The following is a 22,938-nucleotide window of genomic DNA, read 5'->3' on the forward strand; positions in this document are numbered from 1 at the left end:
GCCATGACCGAATTCATCTTTCCAAGCAACGCTAACGATCTTAATTTTCAGCATCGCCTGCCTGATAAACGCTTAGCCCCATGGATTCAGTGCTTTTGGTCAATGGGTGGCTCAGGACATCTCACCGATCCCCGAACCGAAAAGTTCTACCCAGATGCGGGTGCTAGTCTCAGCATCAAGCTCACCAGCTCCCGCCCCGTCATCACGCTCTGTTTCAACAAAACCACGTTGATAGAAACACTCGACACCACCGCACCCTGTCTGGGCATTCGTTTTAAGGCAGCCGGCGCCCACTGCTTGCTGGGTTTGCTACCCGAAGCATTCACAGATACACACTACCGCTTGGAGAACGAGCTTGAACCACTAGGACTGCAAGGATTAATACCTGTGGTAGAGCGTCTCTACCAGTTGGACTCGCAACAGGGCTTGCGTCTGCTGGAAACATGGTTGTTACATCGACTAGAAAGCCAGCCACCCGCCAATCGCCGTATCACTACGATTGTTCAAGCCATTGGAGAACTACAGCTTCCACCCCAACAGTTAGGCGCCACGCTAGGGTTTACTCGACGTACTCTGGAGCGCAAATTAAAACGTGAGGTAGGCGTTACCCCAGGCCAAGTAGTGGCCTACGCCCGACTGAACCGAGCCCGCCATGGACTGCTTGCAACCACGCTCCCCCTAACGGAAATAGCCCTGCAATGCGGCTATTATGATCAAGCTCACTTCACCCATGCCTTCCAATCACTCGCCTATGAAACGCCCGCCGCCTATCGCAAGCGCAAACTGTCGCAAATTTACAAGGCGTAAAAAAACCTCGACGTTAAGCTGAGCTCTCAACTTACTCACCGAGGTCACCCACATGTCTACTCGTATGTCTCAACAGTCTGTGTATCGCCTTTGCCCCCGCCTAGCTAAACACCTGACTGCACTAGGCGACGTTGCCCCAGACTCAACGGTTAATCGCTCGATAATCCACTTAGTCAACCTGCGCGTTTCGCAAATTAATCACTGCTGCTTTTGTCAGCACATGCATTCGCAAGAAGCCAGAGACGATGGCGAACACCAGGTTCGTTTAGACGTATTGCCTGCTTGGCGTGAAGCGCCCTGCTTCAGTACACAAGAGCGCGCCGCACTCGCCTGGGCCGAAGCACTAACACTGGTCAGCCAGCAAGCGGTGAGTGACCACGACTATCAAAACGCCCTAGCTGCGTTTGGTGAACAGGGGCTAATTGACCTCACCGCCATTATTGTCCAAATCAACAGTTGGAATCGGGTATCGGTGGGCTTTCAGTTTGCACCGGACATCAGTATTTAAGCACTGTGAGGCTCTTGAAAGTAATATTTCAGATAAGGAAATAAAATGAACAATGAGATAGCGCAGCATCAACAGCTACCCAACCTACTCGGTCTCTTATCAAGCTTATTTTTCTTCTTTGGGAGTCTTTTATTTCTTCCCGCTTTTGCGAGCTACGCAACCGTAGGCGTATGGTGTTTTGTAATGGGCTCACTGATCATGTTCATTATTTACGTGATGAGTATGAAAGGTGCTGGTAAGAAGTGCGTTTAATTGGGTCGACGTTCGACATTGATATAGCCGCTGGGTTTTAGCTACCTAGCGGCTATAAGAGCTGATGCGGCAAAATTTCTACTATGCAAAATTAATGACACTAGCACTAAAGCTTTCGGTATCCAGCACAATCATAGCCGATATCCATCTCCTCTAAACCATTAAGCTCTTTGGAGCTGACTTCGTAATAGCTGTGCCATTTGAATGCCTTTTTAAGCATTTACCACCAACCTTGGCCAGGTTTGTAGCCATTGCTTAGCGCATATTCGGGCTTCAAAATCCGTTCGCTTTGGTCGTTTGGGATTTAATGTAATTGTGTAGTCAAACAGCGGCTGAACGCCAAAGGGAGCGACAAGGATAACGTCTCCATCGTCATCAAAAGCAACGCCTACGGCAGTTTCTACTTCTACCCAGAAACTCATGGCATCTTCAGTAGACGTATACGGACAGTCACTATTTCTCTCGTGCATTCTTGCCTGGTTCTTTACCGACCAGGGAAACGTTGAGACTTCCCTTAATCCTTGCTCAATCTCATGATCGCGGGAACCACTTATATCATCAGGATCGAAGTAAATTAAATCGATGTCGTTAAGGGCCGTATTCGTTGAAAAGTTATGCAGCTTGTCCCACACCAAGTTTCTAACGAATCCAGCAGCGAGACACCACCCCGGCAGCTTCTGCGCAGCCGCTATTGCCAGCGCCTCCATACGGGCCGGATCACTCATCAGCCATTTTTTGACCAGCGCTTCATGCTCCATCTCAATACCTTACCAATGCGCCTATTCTGGATTGCTAGTAGGTGGAGAGCCAACCAACGCAAGACACTTACAGCTCCCCCTATCCCTGCTGCTACAGATCAGATTCATGATTGATACCATCGCTAACCGCTACGCCATCCAAATCACAGGGGTTAACGCCTTCCAAGCACCCGACATTGAATCCATACACATTGGGGTTCGAGCGCGTTTGGTGATGGGTGTAGATGCCGCAATTTGAGCAGAAGTAATGCTTTGCGACGCCCGAATTGAACTGATAAAGCTTTAGATGCTCAGCGCCGCAGAGGATGCGAAGGCCGCTCAATGGTACATAGGCCATAACAGCGCCTTTGCGCCTGCAAATAGAGCAGTTACACCTTTTCGGGTCAACAAGCCCCTCAGGCAGATCAAGCTCGAGCCCCACCATGCCGCAGTGGCATGTAGCACTGTGCTTAGGTTGAATCTTAACTCCACCCACTTGCTTGATCACTGGAAAGGCTCCCGTAAGGCTCATTGCTGGTGACATCGAAGTATTTTTGCGAAGGTTAACTTAGCTCAACAGTAGCCCGAGACTAGCTTTTATTAACTCCTTAACTCGTAGTGGAAAACGTCCCTATACTCGCCGTTCAATTGTGGGGCTTGATAAAATTTTTCAGCTCTTTTCGTGAATATAAAACCCGCTTTTTCTATAGCTATTTGAGCAGCGACGTTCTCGACGTCAGTGAAGGTGTTAACTCTTGATGCGATATCTTCGCGCCGATAGTACCTCAACCCTATCCTTTTTGAAGCAGCAATGCTGTTTGGATGCTTAACATTCAAAGTAGCGGCACCGCTTTGCTGACCCTGGTCGCAAACGATTGAATTTATATCATTTCCTAGACTTTTAATATGGGTGGAGTGTCCCAAAGCTGCACCTCGATATAGAGCTCAAAATCAGTTTCCCAATAGCGCCCGTAAGGAATCAAGTGATCATTGGCAGGGATTCCGAAGCGAGTAACGAGCTTACTCACCTCGCTAAGCAGAAACACTTGATTGTAGTAAGGCTTATCGTCTCGGGTTAGCGCAATAAAGCTATCCGGGTAAGTCAAAGACGTTACTTCGGGATCGAGCTCCGAGAGAGGGATTCTAAGCTCACCTTGGTTCGCGTTCAGGTCACGAAACCAAGGGGATTCTCCAAGCACTAGATAAAAGGGATGATCGCGGCGGGGCTTACCTCCACGCGCAACGAAGAGTTCTCGCAGCCGAGCTTCAACCTCACGTCGGACTCCTATGTAATTCCTACCGTAGCGCCGCCGGTAACCAGGATCACGCTGATGACGAGTCAGGATATCTCGGAATACAGGATCTTCCGAGCCAGCCGCAAGCTCTGAGAGACTCCGAAACGGGCCAGTCTCTCGCAAATAATAGTGGGTAGCAAAATCGGGGAGCCTAGTCACTGCTTCATACCTTATATCAAAGCCGAAGCTAGCCTATACCGAATGATACAAAGTGCTGCAGCTATTATATGAATTCAGGCCATGAAGCTCAGGACTCAGAGCTAGAAGCCTCCTGGTCTGGCCGTAACTGTAGCTGGATGCCGAGTAAGAAATTTCGCAGCACCTGATCTTTGCACTCTCGATAATTCTTATGGCTGGGCTTGCGGAAAAACGCACTTAATTCATGGTTACTTAGATTGAAGCCAGCCAGTTCAAAAGCAGCCAAAATATCGTCAGCTTTTAAATTCAGCGCAATGCGCAGCTTCTGAAACACCATATTGTTGTTCAACTGCGACTCTGGCACGGGCTGCGGGCCTTCGCGCTTGCCACGCTTAAAACTAATAAAGCCGTTTAAAAATGCCGCCAGCTCTTTGTTTTTCATGGTGACAAAGGCGTCGTCTTCATCCTTTTTCAGCCAAGCAGTGACTTGCTGCTGAGTCACGCTGACCTCCGCCAAGGCGAAGATATCCACGATGGTGCTTTCTTTTAAATCAAAGGTGTAACGTATACGGCGAAAAATATCATTATTGGTCAAAATAGTGTCCCTAGTCTTAGGCAAACCCAGCACAATCAGGCTTTATGTGCATCTACGTTTATCGTGAATATGATTAAAACCAGCAGCTCAAAAAAACTAACCTGTTGTCAGTTTTCCAAGCAGCTCGTCAATTTCGTCTTTAAGCTCGCCATCTTCAATTTTATTGGCGGTGATTTGGGCGTTTTTAAGATTGCTGATCGCCGCGTCAGTCTGGCCCAGCTCAACTTGCAGTTTTGCCATGGAGAACGCAATCGATGACATGTGGTCTTTCGAATCAATCGCGACGGCTTTCTCAAAAGCCTTTTCGTAGACTGCCAACGCCTCATCGAGCTCTTCAGTGAAATCAGCCAATGTTTCCCACTGCTCGGGGTGATCTTTATCGCTGTTTTCGTTCTCGATGCAGATCGCTTCCAACTGCGCATAGAGCGCATCAAAAGCCTCTCTATCCTCTCTATCGGCAGCCTTCATGAGCTTTTCAGCGAGTTCGTAAACCGCTTTATATATTTTGGTGTTAATCATGAACGACTACCTTTTCTCTATTTGGAAACAGTAACAAGTAAACAAGCCTGCTGAAAATTAATGCATTTAACAAAGCCAAACTACCAGGGTCGGTAACATTATACCCTTTGAGGATAGCTCCACGGACGAACATTTTTCGTTTTTTGGATGGGAGGTTAATTAGATTTAGCTGGAGCGATTTTCCGCTGCAATGCTTGGTTAAATGACTCCAAACTATCAAGGCCACCAACCAATCGAACACAGCAATCTGACTCTTGCGCCCATGAGGCCGATGAAGACAAATGGAGATGAATAGCCACTTGAGATGCCGTCGCTTCATCAAGTAAACCTGCAGGAACCCATATCAAATCAGTATTTCTCAATTTATTGGGCACCGGGCTACCGCATACCGAGCAAAAGTCACTTCGATAGCCTGTTAGCTTTTGAAAAGAGCGGATGTGGGGCTGGCCAAACAACCAACGAAAGTTTTGTTCTTCCACAAACGTGGCAGCGTTAGCAGTAGACCCGGTCGCTTTGCGACACAAGGAACAATGGCATTGGTAGATGTTTGGTAGCTCACCCTCAATTTCAAACGCCACCTCTCCGCAAAGACATTCACCTTTCATCGAACGGTCCTTTGGTACGTAATGTAAGCGTCCAACAAACAAACGCTTTACCGCTATACATGGTTAACAGTAATGCTCCATGATGAATTCGGAGTGGCCAGTTTGTTCGTCAATTTGCTCAGTTAGTGAAATGAAGCCATGTTTCTTATAAAAATTGATACTGGGCGCATTCTGGCTGTAAACACTGAGCTGCAAACACGACCGCCTGCTCTTGGCATCATCAATCAACGCTGACCCTATTCCTTGCCCCTGCAGGCTTGGCGACACAAAAACGGCTGCCAGCGTACTTCCATAGAGGCAATAAAACCCTGCTATCTGCTCATCAACTTCATAGACAAAGGTCTCCGATGCAGGGATGTACATATCGCGCATTTCGCTAACTTTTGACTGCCAAAATTCTGATCCAACGAAAGAGTGGGCTTTAATCGATGCTGAAAGCCAGATATCCAAAATTTGTTCAATATCTGCCTCCCGGTAGTTACGAATCATCTAGATGTTCCTAATGATGGTCAACGGAGCCAAAGGCGTTAATGAAAAGCTGCCTAGCCAAGGGATAGGCTTGCACCTGTACCAGGGCTAGACAGCTTCATAAAATAAGGCAGGAAGGCTTTACCTTCCTTAGGGTAAATCTGTTCCTTCCATAGGAGTAAATAGCTCCCTTCACTTCCAATAGCTTTTTGCTTTCTAATCCTACGGTAGGTTCCAGGAATTTTAACAGATTATTATAAGAATATATCAAGGTGTATAAAATCGAAATCGATCTCGGTTCAGCCCCCCGAAGGGAGCTGCGTTACTTATTAATAGGCATCCTGATTTAAATTCCGCTCGGCCGGGATATCGCTCAAGTATTCGACAAACTCCACCTCAAACCCAGCCGGATCGACAAAATAAACGTTTTTCCGAAATGGCTCCGTTGCGCCGGGTTTGGCGATGGCAAAGCCCGCGTTATTTAACCGGGCAACCACGGCATCGAGGTTATCGGTCACATAAGCAAAATGGGCCAGCCCAACGCTATGGCCTTTCAGGTTACGGTTGGCCCCTTCACCGTGATCGCTTAAGGCCAAGTAATGCTCATCGTCACCAAAATGCACCCATTTGCGGGGTTTGCCATACCACTCGCCATGGCCTTCATCGCGCACCCGTCAGTGTGGGAAGACGGCGCGGTAAAAATCCAACATGGCATCCATATCGTCAACGACCAGATTTACGTGTTCCAAGTACATCAGTGTCTCCTTGCATTAAGTGAGATCACAGGCTAAAACCTCAACATTAGTTGAGGTAAAGCGGTTTTTGAGAAAAAATGGCAAAAAATTCAGGAGTGGATGATGGCAGAAGCTATTTGGAGTGTTGGCAAGGTGGCAAAGCGCTGCGGCATTAACGTCAGCGCCCTGCATTTCTACGAGCAGCAAGGGCTGATCCAAAGCTCACGAAATACGGGCAACCAGCGCCGCTATAAACCGGAAGTGCTAAGGCGAATTTCGGTGATTAAAGCCGCGCAGAAAGTCGGCGTCAGCCTGGAAGAGATTAAGATGGCTTTTGAATCACTACCCAATAACCGCACACCCACTGTTGAAGACTGGCAGCAGCTTTCAAAGAACTGGCAGCAGATGCTCGATGGCCGGATTGCTTATCTGCAAAAGCTGCGTAGTAACTTAGCAGGCTGTATCGGCTGTGGCTGCCTAAGCATGACCAGTTGCCCGCTCTATAACCCGGATGACAAGTTGGCCGAATTAGGTAGCGGCCCTGTCCTGCTGGACCAGGCTGAGCATCGGGCCAAGGTGGATCGATAGACCATTTAAGGATTGGCTTCTAACGCCTCAATCAGCATCCGCTTCAGCGGTCGACTGCTTTTACTTTATACTGCATTCTTATTTATTTTTTGAAAAACCTTACGACAATCTGTCAGGGCGGCTTATGCCATTTGCAAAACTAGGATTATCCCCTCCTCTTGTTCAAGCGATTACTGAACTAGGTTACCAAACGCCAACGCCCATCCAGGAACAAGCAATTCCTGCCATTCTTTCGGGTAACGACTTAATCGCCACCGCACAAACAGGCACAGGAAAAACCGCTGCCTTTGTTCTGCCTCTGCTAGAACGATTCAGTACAGCAGGAACGTTACGCGGCAAACGCATACGCGTCCTGATTCTCGTGCCGACCCGTGAGTTAGCGGTTCAGGTCGAAGCCAGTGTGGCGCAATACGCTAAACACACGCATTTAACCTCAATGGCGATGTATGGCGGTGTGGATACCGCAGCGCAAAAAGAGCGCCTAATCGAAGGGGTGGATATTCTGGTCGCCACGCCGGGCAGATTGCTCGATTTGGCCCATCAGCGTGCGCTGCACTTTGATGAACTGAAAGCCATGGTATTGGACGAAGCTGACAGAATGGTCGACATGGGGTTTGTCGACGATATCCATAAAATCATAGAACGCCTACCTGAAAACCGTCAGAACCTACTATTTTCGGCCACCATCACAGACGACGTTCGCGCCCTCGCCTACGATTTTTCCGATAGCAAGATGACCGATCTCGCGGCTGAAATATCCATTTCTCCCAACGTCCGCGCCGCCGCTAATGTCAAACAATGGCTAATCACTGTCGACAAAGACACTAAGTCCGCCTTGTTGAGTCACTTGATTAACGAGCAACAGTGGGATCAGGCACTCATTTTTACCGAGAAAAAACACAATGCGGCCAAACTCGTTGCTCAACTGGAAAAACGCGGCATCACAGCGGACTCTATCCATGGCGATAGAAGCCAAGCAATGCGCGAAAAGATTTTGGCTCAGTTCAAATCTGGTGAGCTAAAGTACTTGGTCGCCACAGGGGTTGCCGCGCGGGGCTTGGATATTGGTGAACTAAGCCGCGTAGTGAATTACGATTTACCCTTTAAGCCAGAAGAGTACATCCACCGCATTGGCCGAACCGGCCGAGCGGGTGCCTCAGGCGAAGCCATCTCTTTGGTAGACATGAGTGACTTTAAAAACCTTTGTGCCATTGAAAGACGCTTAAAAAGTATTATTGAGCGCAAAGAGATTGCAGGTTTTCCGGTTCGCAAAGCAGTGCCTGAATCAAACTTGAATTACAGCAAACAAAGTAATCGTTAAAACTTACCCAAGAAGCTCACTCTTAAAAAGGTGGGCTTCTTTCTTATCGATATTTCACGAATCTGGTAAAAACGCATCCAATAGTTCGGCATTAGTGGGATATTTATCCAATAACGCAAGCAGCTTCTGCGCACCTTCTACTGGTTTAAGCGTTGTCAAACCTCTACGCAGTGTCCTAACTTTTTCAATATCTTTTGCATCTATCAACAGCTCTTCGCGGCGGGTACTGCTTTTGGCAATATCGATCGCCGGGAAAAGCCTTTGTTTGGCCACTTCGCGTGATAACACGAGCTCCATATTACCCGTACCCTTGAACTCCTCGAAAATCACCTGATCCATACGGCTTCCCGTATCCACCAGCACGGTGGCCAGAATGGTGAGCGATCCGCCGTTTTCGATCTTTCTCGCGGCACCAAACAGTTTTCGCGGTATTTCCATTGCTCGGCTATCCAATCCACCCGACATGGTGCGACCATTGCCTCGCTGCTCGGCATTATGTACACGCGAGAGTCTCGTTAGAGAATCGATCACGATCATCACATCGTGCCCCTCCCCCGCTTGCCTACGCGCCGTCTCAAGAAGCTTATCGGCCATTTTCACATGGTGGGTGTAGCTTTCGTCTGAAGACGATGCATGCACTTCTGCCGAAACACTGCGCTTAAAATCAGTCACTTCTTCCGGGCGCTCATCAATCAGCAAGGCATACAGCTTTATATCAGGATGAGCCTCTGCCAAGGCCTGACAGATATGTTTTAACATCGTCGTTTTGCCAGAGCCTGGCGGCGCCACAATCAACCCGCGTTGCCCCATCCCAATGGGCGTAATCAAATCCATCGCTCGCACAGTACGCTGCTGAGAACCAGGCTCTAAGTAAATGCGTGGAGAAGGATGAATAGCGACACCATTTAAAAAGCGCTTTTCGGGATCATTAGGGAATTGGTCTTCAACCTCGTCTGCGGGCTTGGCATCTGTCTTTCTCTTCGCCTTCAAACCTAGTGTTTTTCTCGCCATAATAATGATGTACCGCCTTGAATAACTTGAATTTATAGAATAGCAAGTCGACTGGTCGCATCGTTTTGGTACTTGGCATGGGAAACCGGATAAGTCTAGCTTGTGCTCGATCAGATAGTGCACTGCGTATTCAAAGGTACCGGGCTGGAGCTGATCTTAGTGGTTGGTCACAACCATGGGTTCTGGTGTTGGTTGTAGGGATTAAAGCGCGGCATGCTGACTGCTACTCGTCTTTTTTTCTAGATCCTGTCAAAACTTAGTCTTAATTTTTTTCAATAGTCTCAACGCTTGCAGCATGCTCGCCTAAGGAATGGAGCCGAAGGCGCAATGTAGTGGGCGTCGCCATGCCTACACTGATTATGTTTCTGTTTTCTGCTCTAGAACTGGGTTATCAGTCCCACTGGGTAGTTCTTCTGTCCGAGCCTGTGTTTTCCAAACAATTTGTGCAACTTCCCTTATTCTGTCCACAATGGGCTTAGCATCTTTACCCAGTTTTCCAAGAACCACCCCAGCGTCACCTACCAACCCCCAGAATCTATCAAGGTCCGAGACACGTTTGTGCAACTCAGCCTGCAAGCTCTCTAATCTTTTTAGAAGACGCTGCTTATGTCCCTGTCCTAAGTCCTCTATTTTAGTAACTTGTACTCTAATTTCATTTATTAGCAATTGAACTCGCTCAAGATCACCTTGAGTGAACTCATAAGCAAACGATGACTTAAGCGCGGTATCATATCGCTTTTTGAAGGAATTTATTTTTAGTTTTGTAGCTTCGCCTCTGAGAGCTTTTTCAACTTCATCAAGATATCCCTTAAGAGCATTGCAATTCTCATCGATTTTTGTAGAGGGCTCAGGAAGCTCTAAACCCAAATCTAAACCGTTAGCTTGAATTATTAGATCCACAAATGTCGACGCATCCCACAATAATTCATGTTCCTGATCAGTCCATTCTTGCCCATTATCCATTTCGGCTTGCGCAGAGGTTGCCATTTTGCAGGCCTCAACCAGACCTTCGATAGGTTTCTCTTCCACCTTTGCGATAAATTCCGAATCAAAGAACATTTACTTCCCTCTTTTTGCATAACAGTGATTATATTGCCTTCCGCATAAAACTATTGAATGCGACAGCGCATTTATTGATATTATTTAGCCGTATAAAACTCCATAAGCCACTGTTACAAAAAATCTTATTTCTGCCATCTGGCAGCATATCAAAAATTCGCTTGACCGCTAGCTTTACTATTCAATCATACTTTATTGGTAAATTTCGCTTAGGTCACATGTCTTTGAAGAAAAATTGAGTTGGAGTAGGCTTTGGGCAGCTAGCGGGGCCTTCGCGGGTGCCTTTTGGCTCATTCCTCGCCAAGCGTTACGCCGCGCTACGCCTTCACATATACCCGCATTTTATTACTCTTCACGCCTTACCATTACATCTCACCCTTAAAGCTCAATCCCTTTCTGGGCCTTAATACCTTGATCTTTAAAAGCGTGTTTGACCACCTTCATCTCTGTAACGGTGTCGGCGAGGTCTATAAGTTGCTGGGGTGCATAACGGCCGGTGACGACGGCGTGTTGCATTTCTGGGCGGGCTTGTAGGTCGTCGAGTACTTGATCGAGGTCTAGGTACTCGTAGCGCAAGGCGATGTTGAGTTCGTCGAGCAGTACCAAGTGGTAGCTTTCGTCTTGCAACATGCGTTTGGCTTCTGCCCAGGCGGCGTTAGCGGCGGCGCCATCCCGCTCGCGGTCTTGGGTGTCCCAGGTGTAGCCCTGCCCCATGACGTGGTAATCGACGTTGGGCAGGTTACGGAAGAACGCTTCTTCGCCAGTACTAAACGCGCCTTTAATAAACTGCACCACGCCGACTTTCATACCGTGCCCGAGGGCGCGGGCGAGCATGCCAAACCCGGAGCTACTTTTGCCCTTACCGGGGCCGGTGAGCACTAGCAGCACGCCCTGCTCTTTATCGGCGCGGGCGATGCGCTCGTTCATGATTTTCTGCTTGGCCGCCATGCGCTGGGCATGGCGTTCGGGGGTTTTGGCATTCTCGCGCATGGGGCGTCCTCTTTATTAAAGCTCTCTATTAAGCTTTCTATGAAGCTCTCTATTTAAGGTCAGGCTTTTAGTACGTAGCGCAACGTCTCAACCACCTGATCGGTCGTGGTACACCAGGCTTGGGCTTGCGCGTCGACTTCTTTCAGTGGGTGAACGATGTCTTCGCTGTGCAGCGTGATGTAGGGCTTGACCAAGGCAGCGCAGTAGCCAGCATCAAAAGCCGCGTTCCACTGTTTGTACTGCTCGCCAAAACGAACGACAACGAGGTCGGCCTGCTCGATCATGGTTCGGGTGCGGATGGCGTTGACCTTGGATGACTGGTGATCACGCCAGAAGCCATTCTCCGGTTTACCCAGGTGGTCACCGGCGGCATCAGAGGCTGCGTGATCCGTTACCGGGGCGGTAAACACGATATCCAGGCCCGCCGCGTCAGCGCCGCGCTGAATCTCTTCACGCCAATCAGTGTGAATCTCGCCGGAAAGGTAGACGTAAAAGCTCATGGTGTTCTCCTGCTGAGTTAAATTCAGGGTTGAAAGGCACACAGCATAGCGCAGATCAATTTTATGGAAAAATATTCCACATCCTTCGTTAACCGTTATTGAGGCTAATCGGCTGCCCGGTAAAAATATCCGCGACTAGCTTGGGCGCAGAGGGAAAGTAGCCGTGGAAGTAGCTCGCGACCAGCCCGCCTACGCGGTAAATCGGCTCGGCTTCGCTGCCCGCCAATTTACGCGTGCGCGCCAGTGGCGTCATGGTGGTTTCAAGTAACGAGTGATGATAGGTATGGCCGCGCAGCTCACCTGCCCCGGCGTGTAGGCTTTGCAGACCTAGCGCGGTGAGTTTACCGGCCATTTTCGCGGTGCCGTTGAGCAGCCCCAGCATGGCGTGGCTTTCGCCCTCGCCATCCATCAATTGCTCAACGCAGGCCATTAGGCCGCCGCACTCGGCGAGTATCGGTTTGCCCGCGCGGTAATGGGCGCGAATAGCTTCGAGCATGTTGTGGTTGGCGCTCAGTCGCGCCGCGTTAAGCTCGGGGTAGCCACCCGGCAACCAGAGCGCGTCACACTCGGGTAACTGGTGATCAGTCAGCGGTGAAAAGAAGCTGACCTCTGCGCCCATGGCGCGCAGCACGTCTACATTGGCGCGGTAGATAAACGCAAAGGCGTCGTCTCGGGCGATCGCGATGCGCACGCCATTCAGGTAATTCGGCACCGGCGCTGGCGCCTCCGCGCTAAGCGTGACCAGCTTGGGCAAGCGGTCTAAACCTGCTTCTCTCAACACCTCGGCGGCGGCATCCAACTGCGCATCCAGGCCGCTTAGCTCGCTGGCCTGCACCAAGCCCAAATGGCGATCAGGGATCTTCATTGCCTCATTGCGGGGAATGGCCCCCAGTAGCGCAATGCCTTCGGGCATGCTGTCGGCGAGCAGTTTGCCGTGGCCGGGGCTGCCGACACGGTTGGCAATCACTTCATGAATAGCGAGGTCGGGGTGATAGTTGGCCAGGCCCTGCGCCACCGCGCCGAAGGTTTGCGCCATGCCCCAGGCATCAATCACCGGCAGCGCGGGAATGCCCGCCAAGATGGCCAAATCAGCGCTGGAGGGAGAGCCATCAAATAGCCCCATGGAGCCTTCGACCAGGATCACATCCGCTTCCTGGGCGGCTTCGGCCAGGCGCCAGCGGCACTCCTCTTCACCGGTCATCCAGGGGTGAAGCTGATACACCGGCTGACCGGAGGCCACTTCCTGAATCATGGGGTCCAGATAATCAGGGCCATGTTTGAATACCCGTACGGTAAGCCCGGCGTTGCGGTGCAGCCGTGCCAGTGCCGCGGTGACCATCGATTTCCCCTGGCCAGAACCGGGTGCGCTGATTAACGCCGCGTGTGCTTTGCCCTGAAACATAACGATCCTTTTAACGGTTGATGGTTAAGCATTTTTCATGCGATCAGGGCTGAGCGTCGGCGGGTCGAACCTTTCTTTGCTAAGGTGAAAGTGTTTGCTCGACTCAATTTTCCGCTTCGATTCATCAACCGGGGTTACCGCATGCGTCTTCTATTCACCGGCGGCAGTGGCAAAGCTGGCCGCCATGCCACTGCTTATCTTCGCGATCAAGGTCACCGCGTCACCAATCTGGATTGGGTGACGTCTGACGTGCCCGGCATCACCACCCTGAAAACCGACCTGACCGATGCTGGCCAGGTGTTCAATGCCTGCCATGCTTACGCCGGATTCGACGAGCTTGAGCCGGGCACCGGCGTGCCGCGTTACGATGCCATCGTTCATTTCGCCGCCATCCCTGCCATCCTCCACCGGCCGGATAATGAGACCTACCGCATCAATACGCTAAGCACTTACAACGTGCTGGATGCCGCCACCAAGCTGGGCATTCCCAAGGTGATCTTCGCTTCCAGCGAGACCACCTACGGCGTCTGCTTTGCCGATGGCGAGAGGAAACCGGACTACCTTCCCATCGATGAAGAGCACCCCACCGTGCCAGAAGATAGCTACGCCATGAGCAAAGTCGTCAACGAGGTGACCGCACGCTCCTTCCAGGCGCGTTCAGGCATCGACATCTACGGCCTGCGCATCAACAACGTTATCGAGCCTCACGAGTACCGCCAGGATTTTCCGGCCTACCTGGATGAGCCCGCCCTGCGTCGCCGCAACATTTTCGCCTACATCGACGCCCGCGACCTGGGCCAGATGGTCGACTGCTGCCTGAAAACGGATGGCCTCGGTTATCAGGTGTTCAACGTCGCCAATCACGATCTCTCGGTAGGCCTAACCAACGCCCAAGTGATCGAGCGCTTCTACGCAGGCGTACCGATCAAGCGCGATATGGGCGAATTCGAAACCTTCTACAGTATCGAAAAGGCCCGCCGGTTAGTCGGTTTCGAACCTCGCCACACGTGGCGGGATGAACTAGCGCAATAAGCTAGGCCTTTATCGGCACAAACACCGGCGCGCCATCCACCTCCACCACTGCTAGCTTTTGGCGGTAGAGGCTTTCCAGCACGCTGGGCACCAGCATGGTTTCCCTTGGGCCCCAGCAAGCCTCACCGTTGGGGTACATCAACAGCACGTGGTCGCACCAGCGGGCAGCCAGGTTCAGGTCGTGCAAGCACATCATGACGGCATGCCCTTCGGCGGCCTGCTCCGCCATTAGCGCCATCACGGCACTCTGATGATGAAGATCCAGATGGTTGGTTGGCTCGTCGGCCAGCCATACGTCGGGCGCCTGGGTCAGCAGAGTGGCAATCGCCACCCGCTGGCGTTCGCCGCCGGAAAGTGTGCTTACCAAACGGTCGCGCAGATGCGCCACATCCAGGCGTTCAAGAGCAGCCTCCGCGCGGACATAGTCATCAGCACCCTCCATTTGCCAGGGCGAAAGATAAGGGTGACGACCAATCAGCGCGGTTTCCAACACCGAGGCGGGAAAGCCGTCCTGACGGTCTTGAAACACCAACCCCAGGCGCTGGGCAACATGGCGACGACGCAGCTTGCCAAGGAGCTGCCCCATCAGCCTTACCTCGCCTGAGCGCGGGGTTTGCAGCCCAGCCAGGGTGTGCATCAGCGTGGTTTTACCCGCCCCGTTGGGGCCTAGCACACCCCAACTCTGCCCAGGCTCAAGGGTTAGATTGAGCGGCGTTCCGCCTTCGCGCCCAGGCACATTGATAATAAGGTCGTGCGTCGAGAGAGTACCCATCAGCGGCTCCGGTAAAGCAGGAACAAGAAGGTGGGCACGCCCAATAAAGCAGTGATTACCCCAACGGGCAACTGCTCTGGGGCAATCATGGTGCGTGCCAGGGTATCGGCCAGCACTAACAGCGTGCCGCCCGCCAGGGCACATGCGGGAAGTATCAGCCGCTGATCATTGCCTAACAGCAGGCGCAGCATATGCGGCACCACTAAGCCGACAAAACCAATGCTGCCAGCAGTAGTGACCGCCGCCGCCGTCAGTAAGCTGGCAGAAACGTAGATACACCACTCAAGCGGCCGAACCGCCACGCCCAGGGCGGCGGCCTGCTGTGGGCCACGGGCCAATACATTGAGGCTGCGCCCCAGCGGAATCAGCACTGCGCAAGTGGCCAACAGCAACAGTAGCGGCGGCCAAGGCGTACGCGCATAAGAGAGATCGCCCATTAGCCAGTAGAGCATGCCCGGCAAGCGCTCGGCGGGACTCAACGCCAGCATCAGCGTAATCACTGCGCCCCACCCCGATGCGACTACTACACCGGTAAGCAGCAGCCGCGAAGGCGTCCAGCTTCCGGTACCGTGGGCAAGGCCGAAGACTAAAAAGGTCGAGAGCAGTGCCCCACCAAAGGCCGAGCCCGAAATCGCCAGCCCACCTAAGCCACCGAGCATAGCGGCCAGTGCGCCGATCGAGGCACCGCCAGAAAGCCCCAGCACATAGGGGTCTGCCAAGGGGTTGCGTAGCAGCACCTGCATTAGCGCGCCCGCTACCGCCAACAACCCACCCACGGCAAACGCCGATAGCGCCCGAGGCAAGCGTAGCTCCATCACCATGGTGCGCGCCAATGCATCGCCTTTGCCTTGGGTCACTTCCCAGATCTGGGCGGGAGAAATCTGCGCGCTACCGACGCCCAGGGCGATAACCAAGGCACCCAGTGCGGCCAGTAGCAGTAAGCCAAGCGGAAATCCCAGGCGCGCCAGCATCAAGCGCCCCGACGTTTTTGGCGGGCGGCATCCAACTTCTCACAAAGGACACGTGTGCCCTCCATCAGTCGCGGCGTTGGCCGCTGTATCAGCGAGGGTGGCACAAAGAATAGATTGCCTTTCGCCACCGCCGTCAAGTTGGGGTATTGCTCCCAGTGGGTCAGCCAGTGGCGGTTCTCTTCCCCCATGCCACCGGCCACAATGGCTTCAGGGTTGGCGGCCAGCACGGCTTCATCATCAATGCGCGGCACTAGGCGCGCCTGATCGCCAAATACGTTGTCACCGCCGCAAATCTCCATCACCTGACCGATCAGGTGTTCGTTATTCACGCTCATAAGCGGCTCATCCCACACCTGATAGAAGGTGGGTACCGGCTCGCGGTCTCGGTAGCGCTCTTCGAGCGCGTTCATGGTCGTGCGAAAATTATCGGCTACCGCTTGCCCGTCCGTTTCCGTGCCCGCCAGTCGCGCTAAACGCTCGATGGCACTAGCCACACCGTTCATATCGCGGGGTTCGATATAGAACACCGGCATGCCCAAAGCTTCCAGGGTTTCAAGTTGCTCTGCCGGATTCCCCGTTATCCAACCAATTACCAAATCGGGTGCCAGCCCCACCAGCTTTTCTAAGTCAATCCGTGTGTGACTACCCACCGAGGCCACTTGCTTGGCTTCCGGTGGGTAGTCGCTATACGAGACGACGGCGACCACTTGTTCCCCGGCACCTGCGGCGTAGGTCAACTCGGTAGCGCCAGGCGAGAGCGTGGCAATCCGCTGGGCAGCAGTGTGAAGGCATACTTCACGGCCACGATCATCCACTGCGCAACGGGCGGGGTCATCGGCATTTGCCGTAGTCACCATAAGCAGCAGCGTGAGGCCCAAGGCCCCACGTGCTAACACACTTTTTTTATTGGCCAAAGTGAACACTCAAGAACCCTGCTCGGCCGGCGTTGATGTAATCGGCACCATCAAACGAACGGGTGGTGATGTAGTCTTGATCCAGCGCATTTTCAACCGTCACGCGCGCACTCCATAGCGGGGCAAATTGCCAGCCAGCTCGTAGGTTAACAAGACCGTAGCCACTTAGGCGATCGTCATTCTGGGCGTCGCGGTAGCGGTGGTTTTGTGCAATCCAAGAGCCTCCCAGCGACCAGTCCCCAAGCTCACGATCTATATCGAAACGTACGCTCTGCGTCGCACGGTTTTGCAAGCGATGACCGGTTAACCGGTTTTCAGGGTCGGTATAGGTCAGCGCAGCGGCAAGGGTCCAGTCAGCTATTTCAACACCGCTGGAAAGCTCAGCACCGCGGATTCGTGACGTAGGCACATTCGACTGCATACCTTGCCCGGTGATCAAGTTATCGATATCGGTTTGGTAGAGAGCCGCGTCCCAGAACCAGTGCGCGTACTGCCCGCGCACCCCGACTTCCAACGTTTCGGAGGTTTCGGCTTCAAGGTCCGGATTACCGAAACCTGGGTAGTAAAGCTGATTGTAGGTCGGCGCATTGAAAGCGGTGCCATAGTTGGCCCGCAATGTGTGGTAGCTGTCCAGCTCGTAACCTACCCCTAGGCTGCCCGTTACTTCTTTTCCATAGGATTCGTTGTCGTCGAACCTCAGGCTGGCCTGCAAAATGACAGGGGAAAAATCGAGGAGCGCCTGTGAAAATACCGCCGCATTGCTGCGACTGGTTTCATCGTAATCGATACTGCTGTCGACCTTGTCTTGGCTGTATTCAGCTCCTGCCACCAGCTCATGGGCGCCGGATGTAAAGGTGTTTTCCCAGCGCGCGGTGTGCACTTTGGTATTGAACACGGAATCACCCGAATCGGCAAAATTATCGCTCTCATCGCGTGACTCGCTTAAGGTGATGCGGCTACGCCAATAGTCGGTGAGCGGCAGCTCGCCGTATACCCCGGCCACTTGCTGAACAAAGTCGTTTTCGCCACCGTCGTATTCGTTGTTACCGCGGGCACGTAGCGCCAGCACCCCAATTTCGGCCCCGGAATCGAAGGTGTGAGAAACCCGTGCCAGGGCAGACGTATTATCGTAGCCCTTGTCATCACCGTCGCGGCGAATAGGCTGGCCGTCGGTAGCAAAATGACTACCGGCAAAACTGTAACGGGTGCCCCCTTGCCGACCGCTGATGCCGGCGCTTAAGCGCTGAGTATTAAATGAACCACCGCCGACTGAAATACTGGGTTGCGGGCCCTCTTCTTCGCCATCAGGCGTAAAGAGTTGAATTACACCTCCAATCGCATCGGCACCGTAAAGGCTGCCGCGGGGGCCACGCACGATTTCAGCGCGGTCAAACATACGCGGATCGAGATACGACCAGGCAGCGCCGCCGCTGGTGGCAGAACGCAAGCGAATGCCGTCGATTAACAGCACATTTTGGCTACTGCCCGTGCCACGAATATAAACGCTGCTGTTTTTACCAAAGCTGCCATTCGAGGAGACATCCACGCCGGGCTGCCCACGGAAAAGATCCGTAATGCTTACCGGATCTTGGCGGCGAAAAGTGGCTTCATCCAACACCGTGACCGACGAGAGGCTTTCATTAGCGGTACGCGGGGCAAGTACCGCGGTAACCACCACGGGGTTGAGGTCGGCATCAGCGGAGGTGGCGACTGGGTTCTGCTCGTTGGTTTGAGCATGCACGGCCAGCGGTAACGCAGCCATACAAAACGCCGCCCGTTTGGCGGAGGTGTGAAAATGGTAGTTCATGTGAGATCCCTTGCTCGTCGTGCTCACCCGCACAACGCAATTTTTTTGACCGAGCACAGGGGACAACAAGGGCGTCACCGTAGCATTGCGCTACCGTTCACTGCCCTGAGAGCGCCCACCGCGTCTCGGCATGTATCGGTTCGGTTGAACCGTTACTCTCGGGCCGGTCTCCGGGCTGACGAGCGAAAGGTGTCTCTAACACGTAGAGCCATCCTTATCCGAACGACCACCTTCCCGTGCAAAAACACAGTGGCGTCTTAGCCGTTCTTATCTCGATCACCGTTGCGGGGGCAGCGTTGGAATCACGCGAGGCGTTCACCAACTTCCCGTTTCACTAGCGGCTTTTCAACCGCCAGCACCTGAGAGTGGGCGTAAACTAGCAACTTGCCAAAGGGAGGTCAATTGAAACAGGGGGCAATGGAGTGCGGTACAAGCCGTGCAGGCAAGGAGCCGATGGCTATTTGAGCGCCATCACCAACCCGTGGCGCACATACCACACTTGGCTGGCCTGGGTGGTGGCGTCCTGGGTGAACCAGCCATTGAGATCGCGCAGGCGGCGCTGTTCGGGTTGCATGGGCACAATCCCACGGCCGACTTCGCTGGCAATGATGATTAACGCGGCATTAAGCGCTTCGGCACGCTGGCAGAGTGTTGCCATATCGCTCCGCCACTGCTGGCGCAGGCCATCGTTATCGTCACGCTCAAGTAGAGCGCCAAGCCACTCAAGCACACCGATTATTACCAGCGGCGTATTGGCGACTATCGCCTGCTGGCTATCGATGAGCGGTTGTTCAGCCTCAAGCCGGTGCCAACTTGCCGAAGGAAAGCGTGACGTTACGGCGTCGCGTTTGCCAGCGCAGGCACCGCCGATGAAGAGCTGCATTGCCATTCCCCTTTTCCATGCTCGTCTGTCTGATAAATAAGCTGCCAGCGTCTTCCCTGGGCTTGAAGTACCGTGCTGTCCCAGAAGTGGATCGTTTCAAAACGTCGGCGCAGCTCACGAATCACGCCGCCGTGGGTAACGGCCAGAATCTTTTTATGGTCGTTAGCACGTGCATTAACCGCTAGGTCATACAACCAAGCGTCTAAACGCTCACGCAGTTGGGCCGCCGATTCGCCACCGGGAATTTGCAGTTCGCCTACGCTATCGATCCAGGCGCGGTAATGGGGCAAGTCTTTTAGCTCATCGTAAACTTTGCCTTCGTACTCGCCAAAATTGAGTTCGCGCAAGCGTGGCTCAAGGGCTAGCGGCATTCCTTCCCTAGCCGCTTCCGCCCATTTCAGGGTCTGCTGGCAGCGATCAAGGTCACTTGAGTAGATGGCATCGAAATGCTCATCAGCCAAGGCTTCCCGTAGCGCTAGTAGCCCCGCTTCCGCGTCGGGAAACAGCAGTGGGATATCACGCTGGCCTTGATAACGGCGCTCTAAATTCCAAGCGGTGATACCGTGGCGAACTGCCACCAGCTCCACAGTAAGATCAGTAGCCAAAGCTCCCCTCCTTCGATGGTGGCGCCTACCATATCGCCGTTAATGCCATTAAACAGTCGCAACATGAACCAGCGCATCAGTACCACAAAAGCAGTGACAACTAGCCCCATTACCACAACGCTGGGCGCCCACAGCGCAAACACCGCCAGCGGCAGCAGCGCAAACGCCACGTCCTGTCTGCTGAGCGACTGCTGCCAGCTCCACGCCAAGCCCTTCTGCTGGGCGCAGGGTGTTAGCACCAGTAATGCAACGCCTGTCCAGCGCCCTAGCGCGGGGACTATTAACAGCCACCACCAGGGTGCGTGATAAGCCAGTAATGCCCACAGCAGCACGGCCTTCCAGGCAAGCAGAAATACCAGCGCCAGCATGCCGAAGCTACCGATTTGCGGGTCTTTCATGATCTCCCAACGACGCGCTAGCGGCTGGTTACTGCCCAACGCGTCGGCAATATCCATGACACCATCCAAATGCAGCCCACCCGACAGCGCTACCCATACGCTTAATATGGCCAGTGCGGTGATTGGTGCAGGAACGTTCTGCATGCATATTGCCAATAACCCTATCAAGCCACCGATTAACAAACCCACCAACGGATAGGCGCGCACGGCCCAGCGTCGGGTCTGCGGTGTCCAGGGGGCAACTATGGCAATGGGTATTCGAGTCAGAAACTGTAGCGCTAATACCAGCCCAAACAACGCATTTCTCAAACGCACATCTCCCTTTCTCGCTTCCTCTCTTCTTCTTCTTTCCATTCCACGGCACAGCCCGCGACCACCTCAACGACGGAATCGGCTTCCGCCGCCAGCCAGCGATGGGCGCGCTGAAGAAACGCCAGGTAGCGCCAGGTTTCGACATCTGTAGGCGGCAACGCTTCATTGATATCATTGGAGACAATTACAAAATGCATGCGACGCGATCGGGCATCAGAGAGTGCGTTTGCCAACAGCGCCAACCCCGCCTCTTCACTCAACTCACTGGCATACAGCACTTGGCTGGCCCAAAGGGTTAAGCAGTCGAGCAGAACGACACTGCCATCCGGCACCTTGGCTATCGCTTGATCAATACGCAGCGGGGCTTCAATCGTTTTCCACTGAACGTTCTGCCACTGCTCATGCCTGGATTGACGATGGCGGGCCACTCGTTCGGCCATCTCTTCGTCGTATACGTCGGCAGTGGCTAAGTAATAACAGGATGAATCGCCTGCTGCGCTCACTGCCCGCTGCTCGGCGATGTCGCTTTTACCCGAACGCGCACCACCGCTAACGAAGACTATCATTTAGCACCTTTATCAAGCGTCGATTGGCGGGCTCGTCGCGCAGCGCCACCCGCAGCCATTCGCCGTCAAGTCCAATAAAATTATGCGTATGACGTACCAGTACGCCCCGGCGCAGCAGCCGCTCAAACAGGATGTCGCTGGTGATGCCCTGCCCACGCTGTTCCACCCCAGGGCGAATCAGGAAAAAACACGCTTGGCTAGGCACGACCTCCAGGCCTAACTGAGTAAGCGCTTGTGCCATACGCGGTCGCTCAGCGGCCAGCCACCGCTGGGTGCGCCGGACAAACACATCGTCTGCCAACAGTGGCGCCACTAGTTCAGCCGCAAGATGATTAACGCTCCAGGGCGGTTGGTGGGCCTGTACCGCTTGAACAGTCGCCGCATCCGCCAGCAGATAGCCCAGCCGGAGACCCGGCAGGGTATAAAACTTGGTCATTGAGTGCAGCAGCATCAGATGCGAGTAGCGCGCCAACAGCGGTGCCAACGAGCCCTGTTGTGGCGTTTCACCCACCGTCTCACCCACCATATCGACAAAGGCTTCGTCGACCACAACGCGGCAACCAATCGCAGCGGTGTGCGCCAGTATTGTTTGCATCGCTGAGAGGTCAATGAGCGTGGCCGTGGGGTTATTGGGTCGACAAAGAAACAGCACATCAATGTCGTTGAGTGATGCCAGTAGCGCATCAACATCTAAATTGAAGTGCGGTGCTGGCAGCGCGATCTCGCTGATCGAAAGCCGATGGGCGTGACAGGCTCGGGCATACTCGCCAAAGCTTGGGTTGATAATGGCGGCTCGCTGGTCTGCATGCAGTGAGGCGGCGAGATAAATCGCCTCAGCACCACCGTTAGTTAGTAGCACCTGTTCAGGCTGAAGTTGGTGTTGAGCGGCGATCGCATGACAGGCAGCGCAATAGTCTGGTGCTGGATAGTACTCAAGGCCTGCCAGTTGCTTCGTTAACCAATCGCGTACCCATGCGGGCGGCCCCAGTGGATTCAGGTTGGCGCTAAAATCTTCCAGACGATAATTTGCTGGCAAACCAAAGTGCGCTAATAGCGCTTTGGCTTGGCCGCCGTGGCTAGGCCATGCATGTGTACTCATAGGCGCCTCGAGGCTGTATCTGAAAAAACTAGCTGTGCTCGCTGACTGTT

At 53.2% G+C, this 22,938-nt stretch carries 27 protein-coding genes, 2 pseudogenes and 1 riboswitch; of the genes and pseudogenes, 6 read left to right on the forward strand and 23 right to left on the reverse strand.

Annotated features, from left to right (window positions below):
- Nucleotides 1-3: 3 nt before the first annotated feature.
- From ACUVOF_RS17720 to ACUVOF_RS17730, 3 genes are read left to right on the forward strand one after another with little or no spacing between them, the layout of a single operon-like run.
- On the forward strand, nt 4-807 hold the full coding sequence (locus ACUVOF_RS17720) for a helix-turn-helix domain-containing protein (RefSeq protein WP_447045584.1): 804 nt from the start codon (nt 4-6) through the stop codon (nt 805-807).
- Nucleotides 808-859: 52 nt separating this feature from the next.
- The gene (locus ACUVOF_RS17725; protein ID WP_447045585.1) at nt 860-1,315 is read left to right on the forward strand and encodes a carboxymuconolactone decarboxylase family protein; all 456 of its coding nucleotides are present in this window, start codon (nt 860-862) and stop codon (nt 1,313-1,315) included.
- A 45-nt stretch (nt 1,316-1,360) separates the two neighbouring features.
- Nucleotides 1,361-1,567: a YrhK family protein gene (locus ACUVOF_RS17730; protein ID WP_447045586.1), complete on the forward strand. Its 207-nt coding sequence runs from the start codon at nt 1,361-1,363 to the stop codon at nt 1,565-1,567.
- Between the two features lie 212 nt (nt 1,568-1,779).
- On the opposite strand, the gene ACUVOF_RS17735 is transcribed toward ACUVOF_RS17730, so the two are convergent.
- From ACUVOF_RS17735 to ACUVOF_RS17770, 8 genes and pseudogenes are all read right to left on the reverse strand, one after another.
- Nucleotides 1,780-2,325 carry a nucleotidyltransferase family protein gene (locus ACUVOF_RS17735; RefSeq protein ID WP_447045587.1) on the reverse strand — a complete coding sequence of 182 codons (546 nt, stop codon included), beginning with the start codon at nt 2,323-2,325 and terminating at the stop codon, nt 1,780-1,782.
- Nucleotides 2,326-2,416: 91 nt separating this feature from the next.
- Nucleotides 2,417-2,848 (reverse strand): GFA family protein, encoded by a 432-nt coding sequence (locus ACUVOF_RS17740; protein ID WP_447045588.1) that lies wholly within the window; start codon nt 2,846-2,848, stop codon nt 2,417-2,419.
- A gap of 349 nt (nt 2,849-3,197) precedes the next feature.
- Nucleotides 3,198-3,758 carry a hypothetical protein gene (locus ACUVOF_RS17745; RefSeq protein WP_447045589.1) on the reverse strand — a complete coding sequence of 187 codons (561 nt, stop codon included), beginning with the start codon at nt 3,756-3,758 and terminating at the stop codon, nt 3,198-3,200.
- Between the two features lie 88 nt (nt 3,759-3,846).
- The gene (locus tag ACUVOF_RS17750; protein WP_447045590.1) at nt 3,847-4,332 is read right to left on the reverse strand and encodes a DUF1456 family protein; all 486 of its coding nucleotides are present in this window, start codon (nt 4,330-4,332) and stop codon (nt 3,847-3,849) included.
- Nucleotides 4,333-4,428: 96 nt separating this feature from the next.
- A complete protein-coding gene (locus ACUVOF_RS17755) occupies nt 4,429-4,851 on the reverse strand; it encodes a tetratricopeptide repeat protein (RefSeq protein WP_447045591.1) in 423 nt (140 codons plus the stop codon).
- Between the two features lie 155 nt (nt 4,852-5,006).
- A complete protein-coding gene (locus tag ACUVOF_RS17760) occupies nt 5,007-5,456 on the reverse strand; it encodes a GFA family protein (RefSeq protein ID WP_447045592.1) in 450 nt (149 codons plus the stop codon).
- A gap of 63 nt (nt 5,457-5,519) precedes the next feature.
- Nucleotides 5,520-5,945: an N-acetyltransferase gene (locus ACUVOF_RS17765; protein ID WP_447045593.1), complete on the reverse strand. Its 426-nt coding sequence runs from the start codon at nt 5,943-5,945 to the stop codon at nt 5,520-5,522.
- A 308-nt stretch (nt 5,946-6,253) separates the two neighbouring features.
- A pseudogene (locus tag ACUVOF_RS17770) lies at nt 6,254-6,679 on the reverse strand (VOC family protein).
- A gap of 102 nt (nt 6,680-6,781) precedes the next feature.
- Between ACUVOF_RS17770 and soxR the strand changes: the two are divergent.
- Together soxR and ACUVOF_RS17780 are read left to right on the forward strand one after the other, a co-directional pair.
- Nucleotides 6,782-7,246 (forward strand): redox-sensitive transcriptional activator SoxR, encoded by a 465-nt coding sequence (soxR, locus tag ACUVOF_RS17775; protein ID WP_447045594.1) that lies wholly within the window; start codon nt 6,782-6,784, stop codon nt 7,244-7,246.
- A 124-nt stretch (nt 7,247-7,370) separates the two neighbouring features.
- The gene (locus tag ACUVOF_RS17780; RefSeq protein WP_447045595.1) at nt 7,371-8,567 is read left to right on the forward strand and encodes a DEAD/DEAH box helicase; all 1,197 of its coding nucleotides are present in this window, start codon (nt 7,371-7,373) and stop codon (nt 8,565-8,567) included.
- A 54-nt stretch (nt 8,568-8,621) separates the two neighbouring features.
- Here the strand turns inward: ACUVOF_RS17780 and rho are convergent, their stop codons facing one another.
- The 6 genes and pseudogenes from rho to ACUVOF_RS17810 form a co-directional block, all read right to left on the reverse strand.
- On the reverse strand, nt 8,622-9,578 hold the full coding sequence (gene rho / locus ACUVOF_RS17785; RefSeq protein ID WP_447045686.1) for a transcription termination factor Rho: 957 nt from the start codon (nt 9,576-9,578) through the stop codon (nt 8,622-8,624).
- Nucleotides 9,579-9,659: 81 nt separating this feature from the next.
- Nucleotides 9,660-9,793, reverse strand: a pseudogene (locus ACUVOF_RS17790) (transposase); the annotation flags it as partial.
- Nucleotides 9,794-9,935: 142 nt separating this feature from the next.
- Nucleotides 9,936-10,637: a hypothetical protein gene (locus tag ACUVOF_RS17795; protein WP_447045596.1), complete on the reverse strand. Its 702-nt coding sequence runs from the start codon at nt 10,635-10,637 to the stop codon at nt 9,936-9,938.
- 378 nt (nt 10,638-11,015) lie between these two features.
- Entirely contained in the window at nt 11,016-11,627 is a 612-nt protein-coding gene (gene cobO / locus ACUVOF_RS17800) for a cob(I)yrinic acid a,c-diamide adenosyltransferase (protein ID WP_447045597.1), read from the reverse strand.
- Nucleotides 11,628-11,686: 59 nt separating this feature from the next.
- Nucleotides 11,687-12,127 carry a YtoQ family protein gene (locus ACUVOF_RS17805; protein WP_447045598.1) on the reverse strand — a complete coding sequence of 147 codons (441 nt, stop codon included), beginning with the start codon at nt 12,125-12,127 and terminating at the stop codon, nt 11,687-11,689.
- 88 nt (nt 12,128-12,215) lie between these two features.
- Nucleotides 12,216-13,529, reverse strand: coding sequence for a cobyrinate a,c-diamide synthase (locus ACUVOF_RS17810; RefSeq protein WP_447045599.1), 1,314 nt, complete (start codon nt 13,527-13,529; stop codon nt 12,216-12,218).
- Between the two features lie 141 nt (nt 13,530-13,670).
- On the opposite strand from ACUVOF_RS17810, the gene ACUVOF_RS17815 reads away from it, so the two are divergent.
- Nucleotides 13,671-14,561: an NAD-dependent epimerase/dehydratase family protein gene (locus tag ACUVOF_RS17815; protein ID WP_447045600.1), complete on the forward strand. Its 891-nt coding sequence runs from the start codon at nt 13,671-13,673 to the stop codon at nt 14,559-14,561.
- Between the two features lies 1 nt (nt 14,562).
- On the opposite strand, the gene ACUVOF_RS17820 is transcribed toward ACUVOF_RS17815, so the two are convergent.
- The 9 genes from ACUVOF_RS17820 to cobD all read right to left on the reverse strand — a co-directional run bounded on the left by ACUVOF_RS17820 (nt 14,563) and on the right by cobD (nt 22,888).
- Complete coding sequence (locus tag ACUVOF_RS17820) at nt 14,563-15,333, reverse strand: ABC transporter ATP-binding protein (RefSeq protein ID WP_447045601.1); 771 nt, start codon at nt 15,331-15,333, stop codon at nt 14,563-14,565.
- Nucleotides 15,333-16,304 carry a FecCD family ABC transporter permease gene (locus ACUVOF_RS17825; protein WP_447045602.1) on the reverse strand — a complete coding sequence of 324 codons (972 nt, stop codon included), beginning with the start codon at nt 16,302-16,304 and terminating at the stop codon, nt 15,333-15,335. The genes ACUVOF_RS17820 and ACUVOF_RS17825 overlap by 1 nt, the downstream gene beginning before the upstream one ends.
- On the reverse strand, nt 16,304-17,161 hold the full coding sequence (locus tag ACUVOF_RS17830; RefSeq protein ID WP_447045603.1) for a cobalamin-binding protein: 858 nt from the start codon (nt 17,159-17,161) through the stop codon (nt 16,304-16,306). Before ACUVOF_RS17830 ends, ACUVOF_RS17825 begins: the two co-directional genes overlap by 1 nt.
- Before the next feature lie 46 nt (nt 17,162-17,207).
- Nucleotides 17,208-19,025, reverse strand: coding sequence for a TonB-dependent receptor domain-containing protein (locus tag ACUVOF_RS17835; protein ID WP_447045604.1), 1,818 nt, complete (start codon nt 19,023-19,025; stop codon nt 17,208-17,210).
- A 144-nt stretch (nt 19,026-19,169) separates the two neighbouring features.
- Nucleotides 19,170-19,403, reverse strand: a riboswitch (cobalamin riboswitch).
- A 79-nt stretch (nt 19,404-19,482) separates the two neighbouring features.
- Nucleotides 19,483-19,908 (reverse strand): bifunctional adenosylcobinamide kinase/adenosylcobinamide-phosphate guanylyltransferase, encoded by a 426-nt coding sequence (locus ACUVOF_RS17840; RefSeq protein WP_447045605.1) that lies wholly within the window; start codon nt 19,906-19,908, stop codon nt 19,483-19,485.
- A complete protein-coding gene (locus ACUVOF_RS17845; RefSeq protein WP_447045606.1) occupies nt 19,860-20,513 on the reverse strand; it encodes a histidine phosphatase family protein in 654 nt (217 codons plus the stop codon). Before ACUVOF_RS17845 ends, ACUVOF_RS17840 begins: the two co-directional genes overlap by 49 nt.
- Entirely contained in the window at nt 20,450-21,220 is a 771-nt protein-coding gene (gene cobS, locus ACUVOF_RS17850) for an adenosylcobinamide-GDP ribazoletransferase (protein ID WP_447045607.1), read from the reverse strand. Before cobS ends, ACUVOF_RS17845 begins: the two co-directional genes overlap by 64 nt.
- Nucleotides 21,217-21,789 (reverse strand): bifunctional adenosylcobinamide kinase/adenosylcobinamide-phosphate guanylyltransferase, encoded by a 573-nt coding sequence (locus tag ACUVOF_RS17855; RefSeq protein WP_447045608.1) that lies wholly within the window; start codon nt 21,787-21,789, stop codon nt 21,217-21,219. Before ACUVOF_RS17855 ends, cobS begins: the two co-directional genes overlap by 4 nt.
- The gene (gene cobD, locus ACUVOF_RS17860; RefSeq protein WP_447045609.1) at nt 21,773-22,888 is read right to left on the reverse strand and encodes a threonine-phosphate decarboxylase CobD; all 1,116 of its coding nucleotides are present in this window, start codon (nt 22,886-22,888) and stop codon (nt 21,773-21,775) included. Before cobD ends, ACUVOF_RS17855 begins: the two co-directional genes overlap by 17 nt.
- Between the last annotated feature and the right edge of the window lie 50 nt (nt 22,889-22,938).

The sequence above is a fragment of the Vreelandella sp. H-I2 genome (genome assembly GCF_052959335.1).